The following is a 23,171-nucleotide window of genomic DNA, read 5'->3' on the forward strand; positions in this document are numbered from 1 at the left end:
TGATAAAAAAAATTAAAAAAAACCAATTTTTCTCAAAAAAAACACACCCCTATTACCCCTCTATTGCTATAATTCTTATAGAGTTTGAATTATTTCACTCTATTTAATATATTTAAAATTAATCCTTAGGAGAAACAAGTATGAAAATTAACTTTACCACTAAGCTATTTGGAGCTATTGCTGGAGCATTATTGCTTAGCACTTCTGCAAATGCTGCATGTGGAAAAATAACAGTTGCAGACATGAATTGGGCATCAGCCTCTTTGATGGCTAATGTTGATAAGGCTATGTTGGAAGCAATGGGCTGTGAAATTGAGCTAGTTGCTGGTTCTACTATGCCAACATTTACTTCAATGAATGAAACAGGCCAACCAGATGTTGCCCCAGAAATTTGGGCTAACGCAATGGCTGACCTAGTTGATAGTGCCGTTGGTGCAGGTCGTTTACATATTGGTAATATAGCTCCAATGTCAGGACTTGGTGAAGGCTGGTGGGTTTTACCTGCAACGCTTGATGCTCACCCTGAGTTGACTTCAGCTGAAGCAATTCTGGCGCGTCCAGATTTATTCCCAGACAAAGAAGATCCTTCTATGGGTGCTTTCCATGGCTGCCCTGCAGGTTGGGGTTGTCAACTATCAAACCAAGCTCTTTATGACGCTTTTGATATGGAAGCCAAAGGTTGGAAGCTAATTGATCCAGGTTCAGCTGCTGGACTTGATGGTTCAATTGCAAAAGCATCAGAAAGTGGTGATAACTGGTTCGGCTACTACTGGAACCCAACATCATTAGTTGGTAAATTTGACATGCAGGCTATCGACATGGGTTCTTATGCCGGTGATGATAACTGGGTGGGTTGTGTTGCTCTAGCTAGTACTGGTTGTGAGCCTTCATCTTGGATTAATTCACGTGTCAATACACTACTAAGTGACAACATGTATTACAACGGACCATCTGAAGCGATGAAGTATTTCAAAGCTCGCACTTGGCCTGGTAGTGTAATGAATCAAATGTTAGTTTGGATGGAAGACACTGGAGGCACAGGAGCAGACGCTTCTGTTGAATTCCTATCTTCACATGGAGATGTATGGAAAGCTTGGGTCAGTGCTGATGTTGCTGCCTCAGTAGAAGCTTCTCTATAAAGTTTCTAAGAAATTAGTAAAACTATTAAGTTTTGCTAGTTTCAAGTAAATACAGATTGCCCGTAGATCCTTTGATTACGGGCAATTTTTATGATTAAAGAGTAGAAATTAGTCTTTAATCATAAAAATTATTTTTTAGTGTTTAATTTTTTTTTAAATATTGTATAAATTTAAGTTCAAATTGAATGTTAATTTGAAGTAAAAAATGTTTAAATTGTAAAAGTTTAAAAGGAGTTTTACCATGGCGGCAGTTAGGCCAATCCCACAACAGTCAATAATTGAGTGCATTCCCCCAGCATCTGAAATAGCAGATCTAAGAATACTTGGTAAAGATTTAAACTTTATTCAAGCAATGACAAAAAGAGCTGATGACCTAACAAGTCAGGCTCTAAGCGCTACAGATTATTCTCAGTTGGTTAAAATAACGGATAGCTTTTCAAAGCTGACTGATCGAGCCGAAGCTAAAACAAAAACGTTAAAAGAGTTAGCGAATGACTCAAACCCTTTAACTGAGGTTAATAATTCTGCAGAACTGCTTGAAAAGGTTCAATTATTAGCTCAAGTCCTTGAGAGCAAAACACAAGAACTTTCTGGTCTCTATAGTTCAAACGAAAATTCATTATTAGAAAACTATGGTGGCTCTGTTAAGGAGCTTATTAATAGAGTTGACTCTATAAGTAATCCTAATGAAGTTGTTTCGGTATTTCCTGAAATAGAGGCTTTATTAAAAGCTATTAGTGAAAATGCGCAATATATAAATAATAATCCAAAGGCTCAAGAGTTACTAACTAAAGTTAAAGAACTTTCAAGTAGTTATTTTGATAAAGCAGATCAATACACTGACTCCTTTATGAGTGAGATGGGATCTCAAATTGCATTACTAAATCAAAAAATTACTGGTCTTAAAGGAAACATTGATTTCCTTAGCTCAAATTCTACTATTCAAAATCATTTAGAACAGCTATCACAAATCCGAGAGCAAGTTAATGCTTCAGCCTCAATATATAAGAATTATCCTGGCGTTCGAGACATGATTTACAATTTAGATACGCTAAGTATTTCTACTCATGCAAAAGTCAAGGATATGTCTGAAAGTAATGAGATAGTTTCAGGCTTAATGCCTTATATAAACGATCCTGAGGCCCTTTCTAGAGCGGTCAAAGAAGCTGCTATTAGAACGGATGTTTCAACCGTTGAAAATGTCTTAATGCCGTTGGTTAATAAGGCAAATGAACTCAGTATAAAGGTAAATGAGTTGGCTGGTCTCTATGAGTCTGGTAATTACAGTGACATAAAAGTAAGAGCAGTAGCTAGTTTTGATAAAACTGTTGAAAGACTGGATAGGCAATATATCTCCATTCGATCAACTGATCCAGAGGCTCTGGCTGCAAATATAAGTGAGTATGCTAACGATGTTGGATCAAGTATTAACTCAATTCGCTCAGTTAACCCTGAGTCTCAAATTCAACACTTTAGTAGTATGGCTTCTAGAGTTGGAGATTCAATAACTACTTCAGACTTTACCTTATTTGTAAATAATGTAATATCAATACCAGGGGATGTCATGATGAGTTCTCGTAACTGTGTTGACGCCGCCTTTAAAGACTTTACAAGAGAGTTTGGAAGTAATATTGAAGCATTCTTTGACCCGTTAATGTTTTTTTTAGTTTGGTTGGAAAGATTATTATTATCAACCCCTTGGCCAGTTTTTCTGGGAGTTGCAGGAATTCTAGCATGGCTTGGTGCTCGAAGTATTAAGGTTTCAATTTCAGTAATGCTAGCATTCTTTGCAATTGGATTTCTAGATATGTGGAATCCTATGATATCAACTGTCACAATGATTTCAGCTGCGACACTTTTATGTTTGACGTTAGGAATGCCACTTGGTGTATGGATGTCAAAGTCTAATAGAGCGCAATCCATAATAACCCCTGTATTAGATATTATGCAAACAATTCCACCCTTTGTGTATCTTATTCCTGTTGTTATGATGTTAGGTATTGGTAAGGTACCTGGATTAATTGCAGTTTGTATTTACGCTATGCCACCTATTGTACGATTAACAAATCTAGGTATACGGTTGGTCGATAAGGAGGCTATGGAGGCTGCAGATGCTTTTGGTGCAACCTATACGCAGCGTTTATTTATGGTGCAAATTCCGCTTGCTCTACCAAATATTTTTGCTGGGATAAATCAGACTATTATGATGGCGCTAGCGATGGTTGTTATTGCTTCAATGATTGGAGTTGCAGGACTTGGACTTCCAGTGCTGCAAGCTGTTCAAAATCAATATTTATCAATGGGTACGCTAAATGGACTTGCAATTGTTGCCTTAGCAGTTATATTCGATAGGGTTTCTCAAGCATTTGGTACTCGGATTCAAAAACACCGTTCTGGAGATGTTCTATGACGCAGGATATAAAAATTAAAATTTCAAATTTAACTAAGATTTTTGGACCTAAGGCAGAGTCTGTTATAAAACATGTTGATAATGGAATTGGGAAAGATGCTCTCCTTAAGGAGTATCAGCACGTTCTTGGGTTGAGTAATATTAACCTTGATCTAGCAAATAAGAATATTGAAGTTATTATGGGCCTCTCTGGTTCTGGAAAATCCACACTTATTCGACATATCAATCGACTTATTGAGCCTACTGCTGGTTCAATCATGATTGGTGGTGAAGATGTGATTCAAATGCCAATGGAAAAACTTAGGCAATTTAGACAACAAAAAACTGCAATGGTATTTCAAAGCTTCGCACTCCTTCCGCACAAAACAATTATGGATAATGTTTGTTTAGGTGTTCATTTACAAGGAGTAAAGGGCGATGAAGCAGTAAAAAGAGCGAAGAAATGGATTGATCGAGTAGGTTTATCTGGATACGAAAATCGTTATCCGTCTCAGCTTTCTGGTGGAATGCAGCAGCGTGTTGGTTTGGCGAGAGCTTTAACGTGTGATACTGAAATTTTAATGATGGATGAGGCCTTTAGTGCGCTTGATCCACTCATACGAAGTGATATGCAAGATTTGTTACTGGAGCTCCAAAAAGAACTCCACAAGACTATTGTATTTATTACTCATGACCTTGAAGAGGCACTAAAGATTGGAGACCGTATTGCTATTCTTAATGGAGGCGAGCTGGTTCAGCATGGAACAACACAGGAAATTATAATGACTCCTGCTGATGATTATGTGAAGGATTTTGTCAAAAAAGTAAATCGCTCTCATGTCCTTCAAACAAAATCTGTAATGACTAATCAGAAGCCAGCAAAAGCTTCTTCAAGTATCGCTGTTAAGGAGACGGATTCAGTTGACTCCGCTTTATGTGAGATGCTTCGTGAAAATGCTGATTGCTGCATAGTTCAAGACTCAGGCGGCTCAGTTGTAGGCTATTTAAATAAGAAAGATATAGCTGAAGTTGTTAAGCCATTAGAAGCTTAAGAGTCAATGCTCTCTTGTAGAGCTGAAGGTTAAGTCTGGGTGACGTTCGATTGTAAGCTGAAGATTTACCATGCTTGGGGCTAAATAAGAAAGCATTCCTGCGCTGTCAATTGCAACATTATTCCCAGCTTTTATTTTGAGCTGATCGATATCTTTATCGAGGCCAGTAACCCATCTTGCTGTTGCTACATTTATCGTTTCGAATTGACAATCAACTCCGTACTCATATTTGAGTCTATGCGCAACGACGTCAAATTGCAGAATACCAACAGCCCCTAAAATTTGAGAACTATTAGAAATTGGTCTGAATACTTGAGTTGCTCCTTCTTCTGAAAGCTGATCAAGCCCTTTTTGTAATGCCTTAGCTTTGAGAGGGTCTTTGAGTTGTGCTCTTCTAAAAAGCTCTGGAGCAAAGTTAGGGATGCCTTGGAAGTTAATTTTCTCGCCTTGAGTGAATGTATCTCCAATACTTATCCCGCCATGATTATGAATACCAATAACATCACCTGCATAGGCCACTTCAGTTGAACTTCTTTCACGAGACATAAAGGTTACAGCGTTTGCAATTTTTATTTGTTTGCCTGTTGGAACTTGAAGAACCTTCATTCCTTTTTGATATTCACCACTGACAATTCGCATAAAGGCTAATCTATCATGATGCTTAGGATCCATATTTGCTTGAATTTTAAAGATAAATCCTGTGAGTTTTCCTTCTTCAGGAGAAACATTTCTAGTATCACATTGCCTACTTTGAGGTAAAGGGGCATATTTAATAAACCCATCTAGTAAGTTTTCGATACCAAAATTGTTGATTGCTGATCCAAAAAATACGGGGGTCTGCTTACCCTCAAGAAAATCATTTAAATTGAAAGGATTTGTTGTTCCGCTAATGAGTTCAATTTCTTCTCGGGCTTCTTGTGCAAGATCTTCACCCAGTATTTTATCTAATTCAGGATTATCAATTCCCTCGATAATTGTGTTATCACCAATATTTGCATTTTTACCACTTTCAAACAAATAAACTTTATTTTCAAGCAGGTGAAAAACTCCTTTAAAGCCCTTTCCCATTCCAATTGGCCATGTGATTGGTGAACATTCAATATTTAGTACAGATTCAACTTCATCCAGAAGATCAATAGGTTCACGTCCTTCACGGTCCATCTTATTGATAAAGGTTATGATTGGCGTATCACGAAGTCTACATACTTCCATTAATTTAATTGTTCTTTGCTCAACACCTTTGGCTACATCAATAACCATTAAAGCAGAGTCCACAGCAGTTAAAGTGCGGTAAGTATCCTCAGAAAAGTCTTCGTGTCCAGGTGTATCTAATAGATTGATAACATGATTATCATAAGGAAACTGCATCACGGATGAAGTAATAGAGATGCCTCTTTCCTTCTCCATTTCCATCCAGTCACTTGTAGCATGACTATCAGCTTTTCTTGCCTTTACGCTTCCAGCTGTTTTAATAGCTCCACCATAAAGGAGCAACTTTTCAGTAACTGTAGTCTTGCCAGCATCAGGATGCGAAATGATCGCAAAAGTGCGACGTTTGGAGGTTTCAGACATATTGCCTAAGCCTTTGGTAAAGTTACGCCAGTTTGGCCTTGGTATTTTCCATCTCTATCTTTATATGAAGTTTCACATACCTCGTCAGACTCAAAAAAGAGCATTTGAGCAACCCCCTCATTGGCATATATTTTTGCAGGCAAAGGCGTTGTATTAGAAAACTCTAGTGTTACGTGTCCTTCCCATTCTGGCTCAAGTGGAGTGACATTAACAATAATACCACACCTTGCATAAGTGGACTTACCAAGGCAAATAACAAGCGTAGAGCGAGGAATCTTAAAGTACTCAACTGTTCTTGCAAGCGCAAAAGAATTAGGAGGAATAATGCACTCATCTGAGTCAATTTCAACAAAGCTTTTGGCATTAAAATTTTTAGGATCAACAATATTATGATTGATATTGGTAAATATTTTGAATTCAGTTGAGCAGCGAACATCATAGCCATAGCTAGAGGTGCCATAAGAGATTATTTTTTGATCGTTTGATTGCCGAACTTGTTTTGGCTCAAATGGATGAATCATTCCATTTTCTAAGGACATTTTACGAATCCACTTATCTGATTTTATACTCATGAATCGGTATTTTACAGTGCGTAAACAATCAAAATTATCGAATCTTTATACTGGCTAAACTAATTAAAACCAAAATGAGGGTAATTATCCAAAACCTCACAATAATCTTTGGCTCTTTAAGTCCTTTTTTTTCATAGTGATGATGCAGTGGCGCCATTAAAAAGATTCTTTTTTGAGTACGTTTAAAGTAGCCTATTTGAATAATTACCGATAAGGTCTCAGCAACAAATATACCACCCATTAGAATTAACAGTATCTCTTGGTGAACAATAATAGCAATAACACCTAAGATTGCACCTAAAGAAAGCGATCCAGTGTCACCCATAAATATTTCAGCTGGGTAGGTATTAAACCAAAGAAAGCCAAAGCCAGCTCCTACTAATGCTGCGCATAGTACAAATATTTCACCTGTTCCTGGCATGAATGGCATATTAAGGTAACCTGAGAAATTATAATTTCCCCCAATATAAGCAAAAACTGCAAGGGCTCCGCTGATTAAAATAACAGGCATGATTGCTAAGCCATCTAGACCATCTGTAAGATTGACAGAATTTGAGCTTCCAACAAGTGCAAACCAGCCAATAATTAAAAAAGCAAGCGCATTAAGAGGAATAATAAGGTCTTTGAAGAATGGAATCAATAGCTCTGCACCAATAGTTTTAGAATTTAAGCTCAGTAGCCAAACACAAATTAATATTGCGCTAATTGACTGCGCCAGGATTTTTTGTCTTCGACTTAGACCATCTGAGTTTTGTTTTTTAATTTTTAGATAGTCATCAATAAAGCCAATTGCACTAAAAAGAAGAGCTGTAACAATTACTATCCAGAGGAATGGGTTGTCCCAATCTCCCCAAATAAGGACACTGATAAAAAAAGCAAAAAGTATTAGGACTCCACCCATAGTTGGAGTCCCAGCTTTTTCTAGATGTGTTTCTGGGCCATCATTACGAATCACTTGGCCAATTTGATAATGCTGAAGTTTTGAAATAATCCATTTGCCAAGAACTAATGTAATAAGGAGGGCGGTCATCATTGCAAATACAGCTCTTACAGTTAGATAGCTTAGAACATTAAAGCCAGTATCTAATGAGGAAAGAAAGCTTAATATTTCTAAAAACATTATTATTTATCCTTTGCAGAAATCAGAATTAGCTCAAATATTATGAATGAGTCTTGAGGTATGTTGCCACTTGGAGCATCACCAAATACATATTCATAGGTTGCAATAATAGTGCGCTCTTCTCCAATGGACATTGCTTGAGTATTTTCCTCAACAATTCTAATTATCTCACCGCTTCCAAGCGTGAAGTCAATTGCGCTTCCTGGCGCGCGCATTATTTGTCCACTGTTAGCTTTTAATGCTATATCTACTGAAACTTGCTGACCTTGATTTGCTAGATTGCCATTACCTTCCTTATTAATTCTTGTGAAGTAACCTAAATCATTTTTTGTAGCATCTGGATAAGTGGAAGTAGCAAAGTCTTCAAAGTCAACTTGTCGCAAAGCTTGTTGAGCAATAATTCCTTCATTTGCTTTTGCTAAAAGATCATTAAATGAACCCTCATTAGCAATAAATTCATTTGCATTGTCACCAACACGCTCAATTTTTACAGTCTCCAAAGTATCACCTTTTTGAATGGAATTTACAACATCCATGCCCTCAACAACATGACCAAAAACGGTGTGCTTGCCATCTAGCCATGGAGTTGGCACATGAGTAATAAAAAATTGTGATCCATTCGTTGCTGGTCCTGAGTTAGCCATTGATAGGATTCCAGGTTTGTCATGCATTAAATCAGTAAATTCATCTGCAAATCTATACCCAGGACCACCAGTGCCATCTCCTTTAGGATCCCCACCTTGAATCATGAAGTCATCTATGACTCTATGAAAAAATATACCATCATAAAAAGGAACGCCAATATCCTTGTTACTTTTTTTAGTGCCTTCTGATAATGCAATAAAGTTGATTACAGTTAGCGGCGCTTTTTTATAAGCCAACTCAACAACTATTTTTCCTTTGTTGGTCTGCAAATGTGCATAAATTCCATCATTAGTTGCAGCAAATGACATAGAAGAAAATAACAATGAAAAAACAACTAAAAGTACTCTCATAATAACCCTAGAAATAAAATGATTAATGATACCCAAAATCATCTTTATTTTTACTCTGATACGTTAAAATATGCATCTAATAAATAGAAGATACAGCTGCCTTGGTTGTATTAAATTATTATCTAACTTGAGGATCGTTTATGTCTTTGCTAATTACAGATGAATGCATTAATTGTGATGTCTGTGTTCCTGAATGCCCGAATGAGGCTATTTATATGGGCGAAGAGATCTACGAAATCGATGGCGATCTTTGTACAGAATGTGTAGGGCATTTTGATACACCTCAGTGCGTTGAGGTTTGCCCAGTTGATTGTTGTCTCCCAGATCCTGACAGGGTTGAGACCGATGAAGTGCTTTTAGCAAAAATTAAAGACCGGGAAAGTTAAAGCCCTATAATATCTTTTTTAGTGCGGTCAAACAAAGCTCTATATTCTCTTTTCTTGAAGTATAGCCCATAAGTCCAATTCGCCATATCTTTCCTGCCAAATTACCAAGGCCAGCGCCGATTTCCATATTGTAATCATTTAATAAAGTGGTGCGAATTTCAGCATCATTTGCTCCTTCAGGTATGAATACGCTATTAAGCTGAGGCAGTCTACTAGACTTTTCAACCAAGTAACTAATCCCAAGTTCACTTAAACCATCTCTAAGTAACTGGTGATTTTGTTGGTGTCGATCCCATGAATTTTCAAGTCCCTCTTCGCAAAGCATAACTAAAGATTCATGAAGGCCATATAGAGTATTGACCGGAGCTGTATGGTGATATGCCCGCTTTGAGCCTTTACCCCAATAACCCATCACTAAATTAAGATCCAAAAACCAGCTTGTTACAGGCATTTTTCGATTACTAATTTTATGAACTGCTTTTTCACTAAAGCTAACTGGTGACAACCCTGGCATAGCAGAAAGACATTTTTGAGACCCAGAATAGATTGCGTCAATACCCCAGTCATCCACCCTTAATTCTGAGCCTACTAGTGAGGTCACTGCATCAACAATAGTTAAGCAATTATGCTTATTGGCAATCTCACAAAGTAATTTTGCATCCGACAAGGCTCCTGTTGAAGTTTCTGCATGAACAAATGCAACAATTTTAGTATCAGGATTTTCAGTCAAGCACTGCTCAAGTTTTTGAGGGCTAACGGGTGCTCCCCAGTCATCTTCAATGATTATTGCTTGGCCACCGATTCGAGTTACATTTTCTTTCATTCTTGATCCAAAGACACCGTTGATACAAACTATAACCTTATCTCCAGGCTCTACAAGATTTACAAAGCAGGCCTCCATTCCAGCTGAGCCGGGCGCTGAGATTGGCATTGTTAGTGCATTTTCAGTCATGTAGGCATATTGCAGCATCTCTTTAATTTCATCCATCATGTCAATAAAAGCAGGGTCTAGATGGCCAATGGTTGTTTTTGCCATTGCATTAAGGATTCTTGGGTGAACATCTGAAGGGCCAGGGCCCATAAGAGTTCTTGAAGGAGGGTTGAATGATTTCATAAGTTTTTTTAAAGGAAATATAATTAATAACTCTTTATAATGTTTTCAGTCCTGAACATTATCATAGAAGCTGTCTAAATAGTTTTTAATAATATTCAAAGCAACTTGAACTATATTAATTGAGCTACTATTTAATTAAGATAATATAGGGATAAGTTAATAGAGTGCATCAATATTAACAATAATTATTTAAATGTAAGTGATATGTCTATTATTTCGCAGTTAACCAAGGCTTTGCCAAAAAATTCAGTCATATCTGGGGAAGAGGATACTCGTCCTTTCGAATGCGATGGTCTTAGTGTCTATAAACAAAAGCCCTTAGCTGTTGCTTTGCCTAGTAGTATTGATCAAATTAAAAAAGTTTTGGAAATTTGTAAGAAAAATAACACTCCTGTGGTTACAAGAGGGGCGGGGACAGGGCTATCTGGAGGCGCTTTACCGCTTAAAGATAGTGTCGTTCTGGGGCTTTCAAAGCTAACCCGCATCCTCTCTATTGATCCAGAAGCTCAAACAGCAATAGTTGAGCCAGGAGTTCGTAATATTGCTATTAGTGAGGCAGTTGAAGAATATGGTTTGTATTATGCGCCAGACCCATCTTCTCAAATAGCGTGCACTATTGGTGGAAATGTTGCCGAGAATTCTGGCGGTGTTCATTGCCTTAAGTATGGACTAACAGTTCAAAACTTAGAGGCAGTAAAAATATTGACAATAGATGGCCAAGAGTTGCTTTTTTCGAGACAAGATGAAGGCATGGGTTTATTGGCATTAATGACGGGATCAGAAGGTCTTTTGGGTGTTATATCTGAAGTTACTGTTAAGCTGACTAAAAAGCCACAAGTAGCAAAACTTGTAATGGCTGGTTTTGACAGTGTTAGAGATTGCGCTAATACAGTAGCAGAAATTATTAAGATTGGAGTTATTCCAGCTGGACTGGAGATGATGGATCAATTTGCTATTGAAGCCTCTGAGGCCTTTGCTCAGGCAGGATACCCATTAGGCGCTAAGGCACTATTACTGTGTGAGTTAGATGGCTCTGAAGACTTGGTAAAGGAAGATTTAAATAAAGTTATTAATATACTTTCTAAAGCCTCTTCTGTAAGAGTGTCAGAAAATGAAGAGGAGCGCTTACTTTTTTGGAAAGGAAGGAAGTCAGCATTTCCTGCGGTTGGCAGGTTATCTCCTGACTACTACTGTATGGATGGCACAATTCCAAAAAGATATCTTGCTGATGTTCTAGAAAAGATAAGCAGTCTTTCAGAGCAATATGATCTAAGAGTTGCAAATGTTTTTCATGCCGGTGATGGCAATTTACACCCTTTAATTCTATATGATGCCGCTCAGCCAGGAGAGCTTAAAAAAGCAGAAGACTTTGGTAATGACATCCTTAAGTTATGCGTTGATATGGGTGGATCAATTACTGGTGAGCATGGCGTTGGAATTGAGAAATTAGATGCCATGTGTCATCAATATAATAGTTCAGAGCTAGAGATTTTTCATCAAATTAAGGCGGTCTTTGATCCTCATTCTCTTCTTAATCCTGGAAAGGCAGTGCCTTCGCTTCATCGTTGTGCTGAATTAGGAAATATGCATGTTCATAATGGCAATTTACCTCACCCTGAATTGGAGCGCTTCTAGCTATGAGCTCAATTTCAGAAATGCAGCATAAAGTAAGGCAAGCTAATAAGCTCAGAATTACTAATAATGTTAAAGATAGTGAAGAAGAGCAATTAAATATGTCTTCATATTCCGGGATAGTCGAATACTTCCCAGAAGAGTTAGTCATTTCCTTAAAGGCGGGAACAACTATTGATGAAGTTAATAAAATTCTGTCAAAAAATAATCAAGCTTTAGCTTTTTTTACCGATGACTCTAAAAAAACAATTGGCTCATTGTATGCAACATCTGGAGCAGAATTTTCAGATAGTGTTCTAGGCGTTCAGATAATTAATGGCAAGGGTGAACTGCTAAATTTTGGTGGCCAGGTTATGAAGAATGTTGCTGGTTATGATGTATCTCGCCTCTTGGTTGGCTCAATGGGTCGTTTGGCAGTAATAACCCAAATTAGCTTAAAGATCTTGCCTGAAAAGGTAGCAGTACAGTTTCATAAAAAACCATCAATAAAAAATAAAGAGTCTCAATTAAGAGAGCAAGTTGAAATTAAGTTAAAAAAAGTATTTGATCCTTATGGAGTTTTTATCTAATGCATGCAGAGCTTAAACAGCCATCGATCACACAACATGAAAATGACATTGCTAGCCAAGTAATTGCCTCATGTGTGCACTGTGGTTTTTGTTTACCAACCTGTCCAACCTATCAAATTTCAGGAGATGAGCTTGATTCTCCAAGAGGTCGAATTTATTTAATAAAGTCAGCACTTGAAAATAATGAATATAGCTCTAAATCTCTAAAGCATTTGGATCAGTGCCTTACCTGTCGCTCATGTGAAACAACCTGCCCTTCAGGTGTTGAATATGGCAAGATGCTTGAGGTTGGGCGTAATTTTATAGAGCCTAAAAGATCAATCCTGCAAACACTTTATCGATTTTCAGTAAGAAAGGTTCTTTCAACACCTTTAATTTTTAAACCAGTAGGTTATTTTTTTCGACACTCTAAAATTATTTCAAAACCAATTAAGCCTAAAAAGGTAAAGTCCACAGTGCTACTTTTAGGGGGCTGTGTGCAGCCAACACTAGCTCCTAACATTAATCATAGTATAAAAAATATTTTAGCTAAATTAGATGTAAGAGTTCTAGAGGGTAGGCAAAGTGATTGTTGCGGCGCATTAGATCAGCACTTGGCTGCACCAAAAGATGCTTTATCAAAAGTGAAGCGTAATATTGATAAATGGACTCTAGAGCTTGAATCAAATACAGAGGTTATTATTTCCAGCGCGAGTGGATGCGGGGTCATGGTAAAGGATTATCCAAGCCTATTTGAGGAGTCAGACCCATATTTTGAGAAGGCTAAAAAAGTTTCATCAAAAACTCAAGATATTGCAGAATATCTAGCAAATCAAGATTTAAGTGGACTGCAATTATCAGAGTTAAATGTTTCCTATCATGAGCCATGCACTTTACAACACGGCCAAAAATTAGGTGGACTTGTTGAGTCAATCCTCTCTCAGTTTGGCTATCTTAAAGCTCCAATTAAGGATTCACATATATGCTGTGGCTCTGCGGGAACATATTCAATCTTTGAAACTGAAATATCGAATAAATTAATGATAAATAAACTTGAAAATTTAAATGCTTCTCAGCCAGAGATTATAGTTACTAGCAATATAGGCTGTTTGATGCATCTTCAAAAAGGCAGCTCAATTCCTGTGAAGCATTGGGTGGAGTTGTTAGATGTCTAGAGGTAGAAAGTTAAAGAGTAAAATTTATGAAATAGATATTGAGTCATTATCCCATGAAGGCAGAGGTATTTCTCATAGTGACAACAAAGTTATCTTTACTCGAGGGGCTTTACCTGGAGAAAAAGTTATTGCATCCCGTACGCTCTCCAGAGCAAAGTTTGAAGAGGCTGATGTTGTTGAAATAATTAAATCATCACCAGATAGAATTGAGGCAAAGTGTGCTGTTTATGGAATATGTGGTGGTTGCTCATTTCAGCACCTTTCATCTGAAAATCAAATAATTGCAAAGCAGAGTTGGCTTCAAAGTGCGTTTATTGGTCAAGCCAAGACTGAACCTAAAAACTGGCTCGAGCCCATGCAGGTTGAGAGCTGGGGTTATCGCCGCAAAGCCCGATTGGGCGTTCGCTATGTTGCCAAAAAAGAAAAAGTTCTCGTTGGTTTTAGAGAAAGAAAGTCTTCATTTATAACTGTGATGAGCCGCTGTGAGGTTTTACATCCGTCGCTTGGTGGCAATCTAGAAATAATTGCAGAGTGTATTGGTAAGCTTAGTATTAGGGAGCATATTCCTCAGATTGAAGCTGCAATTTCGGAGTCACATACAATATTAATTTTAAGGCATCTCCAACCTTTAACTGAGGCTGATGAAGCTATACTTAAAGAATGTGGTGAAACTTTATCAATAACTTGGTATATGCAGAGTGGAGGCTTAGAAACCATCAAGCCTTTGATTGGAGCTGTAACTTTAACTTACTCTATTCCTGATCATAAGATTGAAATGGCATTTTTACCGAATGACTTTACTCAAGTTAATTTTGCGCTTAATCAAAAAATGATTAACCTTGTGATTGAATTGCTCGAATTGAATGATCAAGATAGCGTTCTTGATCTTTTCTGTGGGCTTGGTAACTTTACGCTTCCTATTTCAAAATATGTGGAAAAAATTGTTGGAATAGAGGGTGATAAAGGTTTGATAGAGAGAGCTAAAGCGAATGCTGAGGCTAATGGAATTACTAATGCCTCATTTTATAAAGCAGACCTATCTGAAGATGTATCAGGCTCTGAATGGTTTAGAGGTCAAAAATACAATAAAGCTTTAATTGACCCAGCTAGAACTGGGGCAATTGAAATTGTTGAGCTTATACCAAAATTAAATATTGAGCGATTAGTTTATGTTTCATGTAATCCATCAACCTTAGCTAGAGATACCGCTCGATTAATTGAGTTGGGATTTACTTTGGTGAGTGCGGGCGTGATGGATATGTTTCCGCAAACTGCACACGTAGAGTCAATTGCACTTTTTACTCGCAAAAAATAAGTATTAACGTATGATAATACTAAATAAGATTTTAATTTCTATTGGAAAGATTAATGAGCTATAAGCGTAACTTGTTGCCAAAAATGGCTATGGAAAGACTTAAGGAAAATCCAGAGGCTGTATTGATTGATGTTAGAACACTTGCTGAACATAAGTATGTAGGCTATCCAGAAAATTCAATTCTTATTCCTTGGTTTGATGAGCCGGATTTAAAATCTGATCCAGAGGCTTTTTACGAATCAGTTCTGAATGAACTTGGAGACCGAAGTGAAGTACTAAATACTGAACTGATTTTTATATGCAGAAGTGGATTTAGATCAAATGAGGCTTTAAAGTGTCTGCAAAGTAATGGTTTTACTTGCCTTTCCCATGTTGCTAGTGGGTTTGAGGGTGACTTGGATGAAAACGATCATCGTGGCAATCTTAATGGTTGGCGACACGACCGTATGCCTTGGTCTCAAGGTTAAACTATCTCTAGGTTAGCGTATGAGCTAATCAACCATTTCGTTCCAGCTTTTTGAAAATTAATTTGCAGTCGCATTGAGTCACCACTTCCCTCATAATTTAAAATAGTGCCAAGTCCAAATTTTGCGTGCTTAACGACCTGACCTATTGAGTAAATTGAATCTGAAGTTGCAACCATCTTCTTACTAACGCTAGTATTTTTTTCATATCCTTGATGAGTGCTTTCACTATTAGGGTTTTTAATATAGTTTAAAAAACTTTTTGGAATTTCATCAAGGAACCTTGATTGCATTGCGTAAAAGGATTGTCCATTAATAAAACGCCTACTTGCATAGGTGAGAGTAAGAGACTTCATTGCTCTAGTCATACCCACATAACAAAGACGCCTTTCTTCATCAGTATTAGGAGCCTCTCCCTCTCGCTGTCTTGAGGGAAATAAATCTTCTTCCAGGCCTACTAAAAAGACTACAGGAAACTCTAATCCCTTTGCAGAATGAACAGTCATAAGTTGAACAGACCCTTGATTACTTTGATTAGACTCACCACTTGAGTCAAGAGTTGCAAGAGCAATAAAGCCCTGAGTTTCATTTAGTTCATTATCTTCTTCATGGGTATATTTAGTTGCTGCTGTAACTAGTTCACCTAGGTTTGCTTTTTTAGTACCAGCCTTATCAGTCTTATCATTAGCATAGTGTGTCATTAATCCAGATTGAAGTAGAATAGAGTCGACTTTTTCACTAAGTATTAGATTTTTAGTGCTATCACTAATTTCTTCAATTAAATGGATAAACGATTGCAAAGCATTTGCTGCCCTTGCTGGCAGACTATTAATAATAGCAATAGATGACTGAAAAAGGTCAGTATGGTTTTCAATAGCATGAGATCTAATTTTTTCAATAGTTGATAATCCAATCCCACGAGTTGGAAAGTTCACAATCCTCTCAAAAGCAATATTATCAGAAGTGTTTTCAATGAGTCGAACATAACCCATTGCATCTTTTACTTCTGCACGTACAAAAAATGGCAAACCTCCATAGATTTTGTAGTTAAGATTTTGCCCTCTAAGTGCTTGTTCAAATTCTCTAGATTGCGCGTTTGATCTATAAAGTATGGCACATTCATCTAGATTTCTACCTTGATTAAATTGGGTTTGGATTTCACCAATTACATATTGAGCTTCCTCTGTTTCGCTTCTTGCATTAAATACATTGACAAGATCGCCATCTCCTGACTCTGTCCAGAGTGATTTTTCAAGACGGTTTTGATTATTTGCAATTAATGCATTTGATGCGCTAAGAATATTTCCTGTTGAGCGATAATTTTGCTCAAGCTTGATAACTTGAATTGGTTTAAAGTCACTCTCTATTTTTTGAATATTTTCAATTCTTGCTCCCCTCCAGCCGTAAATTGATTGATCATCATCACCAACACAGAAAACATGATTACTTTGATTATGAAGTATTTTTATAAACTGATATTGGACTCGGTTAGTATCTTGAAATTCATCAACTAAGATATGATGAAATTTTTTTTGGTAGTGATCTAAAAGGGATTCATTATTCTTTAAAAGCTCGTAACTTTTAACGAGTAAGCCTGCAAAATCAACCAAGTCATTTGCCTGACAATGCTTCTCATAAAGATCAAAAATTTTAGTGCTCTGCTTTACAAAAAAGTTATAACCTGCATCAATTTGATGGGGCAATATGCCTTCATCTTTCTGTTGGTTAATAAACCACTGCACCTTTTTTATAGGAAACTTTGTTTCATCAATACCATTATCTTTCATCAAGCGTTTAACAATTCGAAACTGATCTTGTGCATCTAAAATTTGGAATGTGGGCGAAAGATTCGCCTCTACTGGATGAGTCCTAAGTAGTCTATGAGCAAGTGAGTGGAAAGTGCCAACCCACATCCTGCCAATTGGCCTCCTGAGAAGCTCACTCAAACGCTCTTTCATCTCATTAGCAGCCTTATTGGTAAAAGTAACTGCAAGGATGTCGTCAACATGATGATTCTTTGTTGTCACTAAATAATGAATTCTTTGAGTTAATACGCGCGTTTTTCCACTTCCAGCACCTGCAAGAATTAATGCATTTATGTCTTCACTTAGAGTGACAGATTGCTGTTGTTTTTCGTTTAGTCCATCAACTATTGGCTCAGAATTCATATTAGGTATTTAATTAGATTTGGAGGTTTTTTATTCTGATTATTTGAAAAAGGTTATTACTGTATGGCAGTATAGATAAATTATAATCAGTTTGTGAGTCATTATAATGATGACTGATTTCTTTGTCACAGTTAAGCTGGCTTACTACTAAATTAATATGAATAAATCTTGGAATGAGAGTGTTCGCTCATCATTGAATAGCGCTAACGAGTGCAACGAATATTTTGAAGGAAATACTTTTAAAGATTTTCACTTTCCCATCAAAATACCACTTGAATTTGCAGAAAGAATTGATAAGTCTAACCCTTTGGATCCTCTAATGCTTCAAATTCTTCCAAAAGAAGCCAAAGCTACTGAGGGTTTTTTTGATTCTCCTGTTTCAGATGAAGAATATTCTCCAGTTAAGGGTTTAATTCATAAGTACCCCTCACGAGTTCTCCTAATAGCAACTAGTGTGTGTGCAATTCATTGCCAATACTGTTTTAGACAGAATTTTGATTATGTATCAAATGATATTTTAAAAAACTGGCTCGCCATTGAAAATTATTTAATGAAAAAAAAAGAGGTGAGTGAAGTTATTTTGAGCGGTGGTGATCCTTTGACATTGAGTGATAAAAAAATTAGCAAAATACTAAATAAAATTGAGGTTATTGGTCATATTAAAACAGTTAGGTTTCATACTAGAACCGCTGTAGTAATTCCATCAAGGATTAGTCAAGAACTGGGTAGTATGCTTAACAAAACTAGGTTAAAAGTTATTTTTGTTTTTCATATAAATCATGCGAGAGAAATATCTGATGAGTTTATGAAAAATGTAGAGAGGTTAAAGACTCATACTTTATTAAATCAGTCAGTATTACTTAAGGACGTGAATGATAGTGCTAAGGTTTTATCTGAATTGTCTAACAAGCTTTTTGAATCTAATATATTGCCATACTATGTCCACCTTCTTGATAAGGTTTCTGGCGCTGAGCGTTTTTTAGTTAAAGATAAAAGAGCTAAAGAGATTTATAAAACACTTCAAACTTTATTGCCGGGTTATTTGGTGCCAAGAATGGTTCGTGATGCAGGCGGTTACTCTAAGAGGTTGGTACTATAAATTCGCTTAAATCGTCTATTGTAATTTCACCCATAAAAGTATGAAGTAATTCACCCTCTGGGCTATATATTTGAGTAGTTGGCATGCCTACAATTTCTCCAAAATTTGAATATTCAGAGTCGTTATCTTCGTTATAAAGTACGATAGGGTAGTTAATCGAAAAGCGGCCCACATAGTCATTAATTATTTCTAGATCTACAGGCTCAAAATCCAGTCCAAGGATTTCAACGTGATCAGAATTTTCTTCATAAAATTTTACAAATGCAGGAATCTCTTTTAGACAAGGAGTACACCAAGTTGCCCAAAAATTAATAACAAGATATTTTCCGCGAGTATTTTTCTCTGTAAAAATGACACCTTTTGTATCTATTAGGCTAAATGAAAGCTCTGGAACAGATTCATACCATGGCATTAGAGGCTTTGCCCAGTCTACTATATCGTTAAAACTTAATGCTTGGCTTGCATGAAATGGAGTTATTAGCCAGAGTATAATTAGAATTTTTTTCATTAGTTAGTTTTATGAATGCAAAGATTTATCACAATTCTCGTTGCTCCAAATCAAGAGCAACTGTTGCTATTTTAGAACAAAATGAAGTTGACTTTGATGTTGTTAATTACTTGATTGAGCCTCCCAGTGAATCAGAACTCAGAGCAATTTTGAGTGATTTGGGTATAAGCGCTAGAGAACTTCTTAGAAAGGGTGAATCGAAGTACAAAGAATTGGAGCTATCTAATAAATCTTTAAGCGAAGATGAGTTAATTAAAGCAATGCATGAGTTTCCAATTTTAATTGAGCGACCAATCGTCAGAACAGAGAAGGGGGTTGCTATTGGAAGACCTCCAGAGAACATTCAATCAATTCTCTGATTTTATTCTCTATGGTACGGGCGATTATTAAGTAGGCTATATCCACGGTAAATTTGCTCTACTACTAATAGTCTTGCCATTGAGTGTGTCATTGTTAGATTGGACAGCCCCCAAACCTGATGACATTTTTGTTTAACTTCTGAAGAAAGCCCATCTGGACCTCCAATGAAAAGTGCAACGTTCTCACCATCAAGCTGCCAGCTTTCAATTGACTTAGAAATTTGTTTACTAGTTTTTTGAGTCCCAGTTTCATCAAAGGCCACCAATAGGGTTGAATCGCTGGCGACTTCTAGAAGTAATTTTGCTTCAAGGTTTTTTGAATTTTCTGAGCTGCTTGATTTTCGGTTTTGAGATTCTAAGCTTGTAATTGTGAAATTATAGTAACTAGGAAGTTGTTTTTGATAGTGCTCAATGCCAAGGTTAATCCAATTAGGCATTTTTTTGCCAATCGTAATTAGGTTAATCCTCATCTTCCTCGGTAGACCATAATTTTTCTAATTTATAGAAGTCTCTTGTTTTTTCAGTCATTAAGTGAACAACAACCTCACCCAGGTCAACTAAGGCCCACTCACTTTGTTGTTTGCCTTCGATTCCTAGGACAACCATGCCAACTCTCTTAGCTTCCGTACTGACATTAGTAGCCATACTTTTGACATGTTGTATCGATCTGCCGGTAGCTATAATAATCGCCTCTATATCATCACACTGCTTCATAACATTTAGGGTTATAACATTTTCACCTTTTAAATCATCAATTACGTTTTCAACAATTTTTGTTTGTTTGTCAAGTGTCATATTTTTTTATAAAGCTAATTATGGAAGTAGGTAAAAAATTATCAAGATTTTGATTGGCGGCAATTTTACCTCTAATATCACTCGATGAAATATCTATCATTTGAGAATTGGAAAAATATAAGTATCCATTTGGTTTTGCTTTAAGTTGATGAGCATTCTTTGCTATGTCAAAAGTTTCTAGAGTTTTACTAATTGGTTGATCGCCAATTCGTGGAAGCACAGCAAGATGAACCAACTTTGAAAATTCATCCCAGTTTTTCCAAGTTTTAAAATTGATAAAGCTATCCATCCCAATAACTAAGCAAATTGATTCATCTTTAAATGATTCTTTTAAGTCGAGTAGGGTGTCAATCATGAAAGAGTTTCCACCGCGTAAAATTTCTCTCGTATCTATTTCAAGACTCGTGAACTCCTTAATAGCCAGATTTAGCATTTGAAGTCTTTCTTTTGAGGTGTAATTTAGAGAGTTTTTATGGACTGGCACGAAGCAAGGCAGCATAAATAGTCGATCAATACTGAGTTCATTTTTTATTGATGTAGCTGTTTGAAGGTGTCCAAGATGAACGGGATCAAAGGAGCCGCCATAAATTCCTATCATAGTAAGGCATTTACTTCATCTAGTGTCATTGGAGACATAGGGTACGTTCTAGTTGAGTCATGAACATGCATCCTATATCGGACAAAGGTATCTTCATCTCTGATAAGTAAAAAAGGGTTTGCTTTTTTTTGCTCTGCTATTGTTGTTGTTATCTCTGATCCATAATTATGTCCACATAATAAGTGGATATCATCTCCCACTTCAGTCAATAATTTTTTAAGTGAATGAAATAATGTCACTGGATTGGAGCCTGCAAGGCTGCATATACCAACGCCATAAACGAATAATGTGTCACCAGCAATAAGATGCTCATCTAAAAGATAGCAAATACCACCAGCAGTATGCCCAGGGGTTTCAATAATTTTTATTTTTGTTTCACCTAGCTTGATGATTTCACCATCTTTAACTGTGTGAACTTTATTTTCAATATTTAAGTAAGGAACTTCATTAACGCCAGCAGTAATTTTTGCGCCTGTTTTATTGGCTAGGTCATCGACCGCATTTGTATGATCACCATGCCAGTGCGTAATCCAAATATCAGTAAGGGTATAGCCTTTATTCTTTATTTTCTCTAAAAATAAGTCTGGCTCCCATGCGGGGTCTACAATTGCACATGTCTTTGTTGCCTCATCAAATATAAAATGAATTGAATTTTCATAGGCACCAATATGATAAAGCACGTCGATTGAGTATTGATTACTGTTGTATGTTTTTTCCATAATGCATTATTTTACCAATTTTGACTTGACTGAAATGAGATACAGATTATAATCTACGATTTGCTAAACATCCTAGTTTCTTGGGGCTATAGCTCAGCTGGGAGAGCGCTTCGCTGGCAGTGAAGAGGTCGGCGGTTCGATCCCGCCTAGCTCCACCAAGCAAAATAGTTTTAATGTCGCGTTCGTCTATCGGTTAGGACTCCAGGTTTTCATCCTGGCAAGAGGGGTTCGATTCCCCTACGCGATGCCATTTTATTTTAATTAAAAAGGGCAAATTTTAATTTAATGCTCTAAAGTAATACCATCTAAAACCCTTTGTCCCGTTCGTCTAGTGGCCCAGGACGCCAGGATTTCATCCTGGAAACAGGTAGTTCAAATCTCCTACGGGACGCCACCTTAAATTGGTTTAGAGTTAGAGTTTGATTTACTCAAGTATTTTTTTTGGCAAGACACCTTATTCCACCTAACCTTCCATTTGAATAATATTTACCAACAAAATTGTAGAATGAATTTAAGCTATCAACAACCTCTTTTCCATGAACTCTTATGTTTCTTTCTTTTTCACTATTGAATTGTATTAATCTATCTTTTGTAAACTCTGTCCATGAGCTAGACATGTCTTCACTATAGATTAATTGAAACCCACTTTTCTCTAGATTTGAAATATATTTGTCAAAATAAGGGAGATGTTTTCCATAAATTTCTTTTTCTATTTCTTTAATCTCATCATCACTTAGTTCTATTCGACTCGTTATGTCTTCTGTATAAAAAATGCCATGCGGATTAAGTAAGTTATATAACTTTTTTAATAAAATTTCATGATTGGGTATGTGATATAAAGTAAGCCAGCTAACAACAGCATCAAACTTTTCGTTTTTAAAATCATAATCAAGAATATCCCCACAAATATGATTCACTTTATTTGATAATCCACATTTTTTAGTTAGATTATTAGCTAACTGATTTTGATCCGATTGCAGCTCAATTGCAGTAATTTTTGCTCCTGTTTTATTGGCTATATATCTTGCTGGACCACCAATACCTGAGCCAATATCTAATATTTTAGACTTGTCATTTATGCCAAGTTTTTTTATAGATATATCAATTGCATCTGTTCCATGATAGTGAAACTGGTCAAACTTAGATAAATCTTTAACCATTAGATTGTCAGATGTTGATTTGCCTATTTCTCTGAGTTCGTTAAATATTCTCTCTACGTTATTGTAGAGCTTCATTGACTTGATATTTAAACTATGATTCATTCTTATTAAGTTGTTTTAGCCTCTTTATTTGGGGCTAAATAGATATGCGTACTTTATTATAGCAATAATTTTTCTTGCTTGAAATTTTAATTAGTACTTCAAGTTTTATCAGTTTTAAACTTTAGTTGTGAAAATTTATGTTGATCAATATTATAAGAGTTGATTTGACCTATATCTCCTTTGATTATTA

Annotated in this window: 23 protein-coding genes and 3 tRNA genes; 14 read left to right on the forward strand and 12 right to left on the reverse strand. The window is 36.5% G+C overall.

Translation table 11 applies throughout. The annotated features are described in order from the left end of the window. Window positions 1-140: 140 nt before the first annotated feature. The 3 genes from ABXT69_RS02435 to ABXT69_RS02445 all read left to right on the forward strand — a co-directional run bounded on the left by ABXT69_RS02435 (window position 141) and on the right by ABXT69_RS02445 (window position 4,580). A complete protein-coding gene (locus ABXT69_RS02435) occupies window positions 141-1,139 on the forward strand; it encodes a glycine betaine ABC transporter substrate-binding protein (protein ID WP_416678892.1) in 999 nt (332 codons plus the stop codon). A 241-nt stretch (window positions 1,140-1,380) separates the two neighbouring features. Then, the gene (locus tag ABXT69_RS02440; RefSeq protein ID WP_416678894.1) at window positions 1,381-3,549 is read left to right on the forward strand and encodes an ABC transporter permease subunit; all 2,169 of its coding nucleotides are present in this window, start codon (window positions 1,381-1,383) and stop codon (window positions 3,547-3,549) included. Beyond that, on the forward strand, window positions 3,546-4,580 hold the full coding sequence (locus ABXT69_RS02445) for a quaternary amine ABC transporter ATP-binding protein (RefSeq protein ID WP_416678896.1): 1,035 nt from the start codon (window positions 3,546-3,548) through the stop codon (window positions 4,578-4,580). The genes ABXT69_RS02440 and ABXT69_RS02445 overlap by 4 nt, the downstream gene beginning before the upstream one ends. Before the next feature lie 3 nt (window positions 4,581-4,583). Here ABXT69_RS02445 and ABXT69_RS02450 read toward each other — a convergent pair whose 3' ends face one another. From ABXT69_RS02450 to ABXT69_RS02465, 4 genes are read right to left on the reverse strand one after another with little or no spacing between them, the layout of a single operon-like run. Then, on the reverse strand, window positions 4,584-6,152 hold the full coding sequence (locus tag ABXT69_RS02450) for a peptide chain release factor 3 (protein WP_416678898.1): 1,569 nt from the start codon (window positions 6,150-6,152) through the stop codon (window positions 4,584-4,586). A gap of 5 nt (window positions 6,153-6,157) precedes the next feature. Then, entirely contained in the window at window positions 6,158-6,724 is a 567-nt protein-coding gene (gene dcd / locus ABXT69_RS02455) for a dCTP deaminase (RefSeq protein ID WP_271537365.1), read from the reverse strand. Between the two features lie 34 nt (window positions 6,725-6,758). Further along, window positions 6,759-7,844: a phospho-N-acetylmuramoyl-pentapeptide-transferase gene (gene mraY / locus ABXT69_RS02460; RefSeq protein WP_271537367.1), complete on the reverse strand. Its 1,086-nt coding sequence runs from the start codon at window positions 7,842-7,844 to the stop codon at window positions 6,759-6,761. Between the two features lie 2 nt (window positions 7,845-7,846). Further along, the gene (locus ABXT69_RS02465) at window positions 7,847-8,839 is read right to left on the reverse strand and encodes a peptidylprolyl isomerase (protein WP_416678900.1); all 993 of its coding nucleotides are present in this window, start codon (window positions 8,837-8,839) and stop codon (window positions 7,847-7,849) included. 140 nt (window positions 8,840-8,979) lie between these two features. On the opposite strand from ABXT69_RS02465, the gene ABXT69_RS02470 reads away from it, so the two are divergent. Beyond that, the gene (locus tag ABXT69_RS02470; RefSeq protein WP_271537370.1) at window positions 8,980-9,225 is read left to right on the forward strand and encodes a YfhL family 4Fe-4S dicluster ferredoxin; all 246 of its coding nucleotides are present in this window, start codon (window positions 8,980-8,982) and stop codon (window positions 9,223-9,225) included. A 4-nt stretch (window positions 9,226-9,229) separates the two neighbouring features. Here ABXT69_RS02470 and ABXT69_RS02475 read toward each other — a convergent pair whose 3' ends face one another. Continuing rightward, window positions 9,230-10,339 carry a pyridoxal-phosphate-dependent aminotransferase family protein gene (locus ABXT69_RS02475; protein WP_416678902.1) on the reverse strand — a complete coding sequence of 370 codons (1,110 nt, stop codon included), beginning with the start codon at window positions 10,337-10,339 and terminating at the stop codon, window positions 9,230-9,232. A 204-nt stretch (window positions 10,340-10,543) separates the two neighbouring features. On the opposite strand from ABXT69_RS02475, the gene ABXT69_RS02480 reads away from it, so the two are divergent. Genes ABXT69_RS02480 through ABXT69_RS02500 form a run of 5 tightly spaced genes read left to right on the forward strand, consistent with a single transcriptional unit; the run spans window position 10,544 to window position 15,476 of the window. Continuing rightward, on the forward strand, window positions 10,544-11,974 hold the full coding sequence (locus tag ABXT69_RS02480; RefSeq protein WP_416678903.1) for an FAD-linked oxidase C-terminal domain-containing protein: 1,431 nt from the start codon (window positions 10,544-10,546) through the stop codon (window positions 11,972-11,974). A 2-nt stretch (window positions 11,975-11,976) separates the two neighbouring features. Continuing rightward, window positions 11,977-12,540 carry an FAD-binding protein gene (locus tag ABXT69_RS02485; protein ID WP_416678904.1) on the forward strand — a complete coding sequence of 188 codons (564 nt, stop codon included), beginning with the start codon at window positions 11,977-11,979 and terminating at the stop codon, window positions 12,538-12,540. After that, window positions 12,540-13,694, forward strand: a complete 1,155-nt coding sequence (glcF, locus tag ABXT69_RS02490; protein ID WP_416678907.1) for a glycolate oxidase subunit GlcF — start codon at window positions 12,540-12,542, stop codon at window positions 13,692-13,694. Before ABXT69_RS02485 ends, glcF begins: the two co-directional genes overlap by 1 nt. Beyond that, window positions 13,687-15,009, forward strand: a complete 1,323-nt coding sequence (gene rlmD, locus ABXT69_RS02495; RefSeq protein WP_416678909.1) for a 23S rRNA (uracil(1939)-C(5))-methyltransferase RlmD — start codon at window positions 13,687-13,689, stop codon at window positions 15,007-15,009. Before glcF ends, rlmD begins: the two co-directional genes overlap by 8 nt. 53 nt (window positions 15,010-15,062) lie before the next feature. After that, window positions 15,063-15,476, forward strand: coding sequence for a rhodanese-like domain-containing protein (locus ABXT69_RS02500; protein ID WP_416678910.1), 414 nt, complete (start codon window positions 15,063-15,065; stop codon window positions 15,474-15,476). Here ABXT69_RS02500 and ABXT69_RS02505 read toward each other — a convergent pair. Further along, complete coding sequence (locus ABXT69_RS02505; RefSeq protein WP_416678911.1) at window positions 15,473-17,641, reverse strand: UvrD-helicase domain-containing protein; 2,169 nt, start codon at window positions 17,639-17,641, stop codon at window positions 15,473-15,475. The genes ABXT69_RS02500 and ABXT69_RS02505 overlap by 4 nt on opposite strands. 157 nt (window positions 17,642-17,798) lie before the next feature. Here ABXT69_RS02505 and ABXT69_RS02510 point away from each other — a divergent pair, with 157 nt between their 5' ends. Continuing rightward, window positions 17,799-18,740 carry a KamA family radical SAM protein gene (locus tag ABXT69_RS02510; protein ID WP_416678913.1) on the forward strand — a complete coding sequence of 314 codons (942 nt, stop codon included), beginning with the start codon at window positions 17,799-17,801 and terminating at the stop codon, window positions 18,738-18,740. Here the strand turns inward: ABXT69_RS02510 and ABXT69_RS02515 are convergent. After that, window positions 18,721-19,248: a TlpA family protein disulfide reductase gene (locus tag ABXT69_RS02515; RefSeq protein ID WP_416678915.1), complete on the reverse strand. Its 528-nt coding sequence runs from the start codon at window positions 19,246-19,248 to the stop codon at window positions 18,721-18,723. The two genes, ABXT69_RS02510 and ABXT69_RS02515, sit on opposite strands and share 20 nt — an antisense overlap. Window positions 19,249-19,259: 11 nt before the next feature. On the opposite strand from ABXT69_RS02515, the gene arsC reads away from it, so the two are divergent. Beyond that, window positions 19,260-19,607 (forward strand): arsenate reductase (glutaredoxin), encoded by a 348-nt coding sequence (gene arsC, locus ABXT69_RS02520; RefSeq protein WP_416652885.1) that lies wholly within the window; start codon window positions 19,260-19,262, stop codon window positions 19,605-19,607. Window positions 19,608-19,609: 2 nt separating this feature from the next. Here the strand turns inward: arsC and rlmH are convergent, their stop codons facing one another. The 4 genes from rlmH to ABXT69_RS02540 are packed head-to-tail and all read right to left on the reverse strand — an operon-like array spanning window position 19,610 to window position 21,719. Next, the gene (rlmH, locus tag ABXT69_RS02525) at window positions 19,610-20,044 is read right to left on the reverse strand and encodes a 23S rRNA (pseudouridine(1915)-N(3))-methyltransferase RlmH (protein WP_416678916.1); all 435 of its coding nucleotides are present in this window, start codon (window positions 20,042-20,044) and stop codon (window positions 19,610-19,612) included. Window positions 20,045-20,066: 22 nt separating this feature from the next. Further along, window positions 20,067-20,402 (reverse strand): ribosome silencing factor, encoded by a 336-nt coding sequence (gene rsfS, locus ABXT69_RS02530; RefSeq protein WP_271537391.1) that lies wholly within the window; start codon window positions 20,400-20,402, stop codon window positions 20,067-20,069. Continuing rightward, window positions 20,392-21,000 (reverse strand): nicotinate (nicotinamide) nucleotide adenylyltransferase, encoded by a 609-nt coding sequence (nadD, locus tag ABXT69_RS02535; RefSeq protein WP_416678918.1) that lies wholly within the window; start codon window positions 20,998-21,000, stop codon window positions 20,392-20,394. The genes rsfS and nadD overlap by 11 nt, the downstream gene beginning before the upstream one ends. Then, window positions 20,997-21,719: an MBL fold metallo-hydrolase gene (locus tag ABXT69_RS02540; RefSeq protein WP_416678919.1), complete on the reverse strand. Its 723-nt coding sequence runs from the start codon at window positions 21,717-21,719 to the stop codon at window positions 20,997-20,999. Before ABXT69_RS02540 ends, nadD begins: the two co-directional genes overlap by 4 nt. A gap of 82 nt (window positions 21,720-21,801) precedes the next feature. Between ABXT69_RS02540 and ABXT69_RS02545 the strand changes: the two genes are divergently transcribed. From ABXT69_RS02545 to ABXT69_RS02555, 3 genes are all read left to right on the forward strand, one after another. Next, window positions 21,802-21,877 (forward strand) — tRNA-Ala (locus tag ABXT69_RS02545). A 17-nt stretch (window positions 21,878-21,894) separates the two neighbouring features. Beyond that, window positions 21,895-21,969 (forward strand) — tRNA-Glu (locus tag ABXT69_RS02550). Window positions 21,970-22,036: 67 nt separating this feature from the next. Beyond that, a tRNA-Glu gene (locus ABXT69_RS02555) sits at window positions 22,037-22,113 on the forward strand. A 34-nt stretch (window positions 22,114-22,147) separates the two neighbouring features. Here the strand turns inward: ABXT69_RS02555 and ABXT69_RS02560 are convergent. Next, complete coding sequence (locus ABXT69_RS02560; protein WP_416678920.1) at window positions 22,148-22,981, reverse strand: class I SAM-dependent methyltransferase; 834 nt, start codon at window positions 22,979-22,981, stop codon at window positions 22,148-22,150. Window positions 22,982-23,171: the final 190 nt, after the last annotated feature.

The organism is Candidatus Pseudothioglobus sp. Uisw_016, assembly GCF_048087635.1.
GTDB lineage: Bacteria > Pseudomonadota > Gammaproteobacteria > PS1 > Pseudothioglobaceae > Pseudothioglobus.

Coding starts and splice junctions, on each gene's coding strand:
- ABXT69_RS02435 (WP_416678892.1), top strand. CDS start 141: ATGAAAATTAACTTTACCACTAAGCTATTTGGAGCTATTGCTGGAGCA.
- ABXT69_RS02440 (WP_416678894.1), top strand. CDS start 1,381: ATGGCGGCAGTTAGGCCAATCCCACAACAGTCAATAATTGAGTGCATT.
- ABXT69_RS02445 (WP_416678896.1), top strand. CDS start 3,546: ATGACGCAGGATATAAAAATTAAAATTTCAAATTTAACTAAGATTTTT.
- ABXT69_RS02450 (WP_416678898.1), bottom strand. CDS start 6,152: ATGTCTGAAACCTCCAAACGTCGCACTTTTGCGATCATTTCGCATCCT.
- dcd (WP_271537365.1), bottom strand. CDS start 6,724: ATGAGTATAAAATCAGATAAGTGGATTCGTAAAATGTCCTTAGAAAAT.
- mraY (WP_271537367.1), bottom strand. CDS start 7,844: ATGTTTTTAGAAATATTAAGCTTTCTTTCCTCATTAGATACTGGCTTT.
- ABXT69_RS02465 (WP_416678900.1), bottom strand. CDS start 8,839: ATGAGAGTACTTTTAGTTGTTTTTTCATTGTTATTTTCTTCTATGTCA.
- ABXT69_RS02470 (WP_271537370.1), top strand. CDS start 8,980: ATGTCTTTGCTAATTACAGATGAATGCATTAATTGTGATGTCTGTGTT.
- ABXT69_RS02475 (WP_416678902.1), bottom strand. CDS start 10,339: ATGAAATCATTCAACCCTCCTTCAAGAACTCTTATGGGCCCTGGCCCT.
- ABXT69_RS02480 (WP_416678903.1), top strand. CDS start 10,544: ATGTCTATTATTTCGCAGTTAACCAAGGCTTTGCCAAAAAATTCAGTC.
- ABXT69_RS02485 (WP_416678904.1), top strand. CDS start 11,977: ATGAGCTCAATTTCAGAAATGCAGCATAAAGTAAGGCAAGCTAATAAG.
- glcF (WP_416678907.1), top strand. CDS start 12,540: ATGCATGCAGAGCTTAAACAGCCATCGATCACACAACATGAAAATGAC.
- rlmD (WP_416678909.1), top strand. CDS start 13,687: ATGTCTAGAGGTAGAAAGTTAAAGAGTAAAATTTATGAAATAGATATT.
- ABXT69_RS02500 (WP_416678910.1), top strand. CDS start 15,063: ATGAGCTATAAGCGTAACTTGTTGCCAAAAATGGCTATGGAAAGACTT.
- ABXT69_RS02505 (WP_416678911.1), bottom strand. CDS start 17,641: ATGAATTCTGAGCCAATAGTTGATGGACTAAACGAAAAACAACAGCAA.
- ABXT69_RS02510 (WP_416678913.1), top strand. CDS start 17,799: ATGAATAAATCTTGGAATGAGAGTGTTCGCTCATCATTGAATAGCGCT.
- ABXT69_RS02515 (WP_416678915.1), bottom strand. CDS start 19,248: ATGAAAAAAATTCTAATTATACTCTGGCTAATAACTCCATTTCATGCA.
- arsC (WP_416652885.1), top strand. CDS start 19,260: ATGAATGCAAAGATTTATCACAATTCTCGTTGCTCCAAATCAAGAGCA.
- rlmH (WP_416678916.1), bottom strand. CDS start 20,044: ATGCCTAATTGGATTAACCTTGGCATTGAGCACTATCAAAAACAACTT.
- rsfS (WP_271537391.1), bottom strand. CDS start 20,402: ATGACACTTGACAAACAAACAAAAATTGTTGAAAACGTAATTGATGAT.
- nadD (WP_416678918.1), bottom strand. CDS start 21,000: ATGATAGGAATTTATGGCGGCTCCTTTGATCCCGTTCATCTTGGACAC.
- ABXT69_RS02540 (WP_416678919.1), bottom strand. CDS start 21,719: ATGGAAAAAACATACAACAGTAATCAATACTCAATCGACGTGCTTTAT.
- ABXT69_RS02560 (WP_416678920.1), bottom strand. CDS start 22,981: ATGAATCATAGTTTAAATATCAAGTCAATGAAGCTCTACAATAACGTA.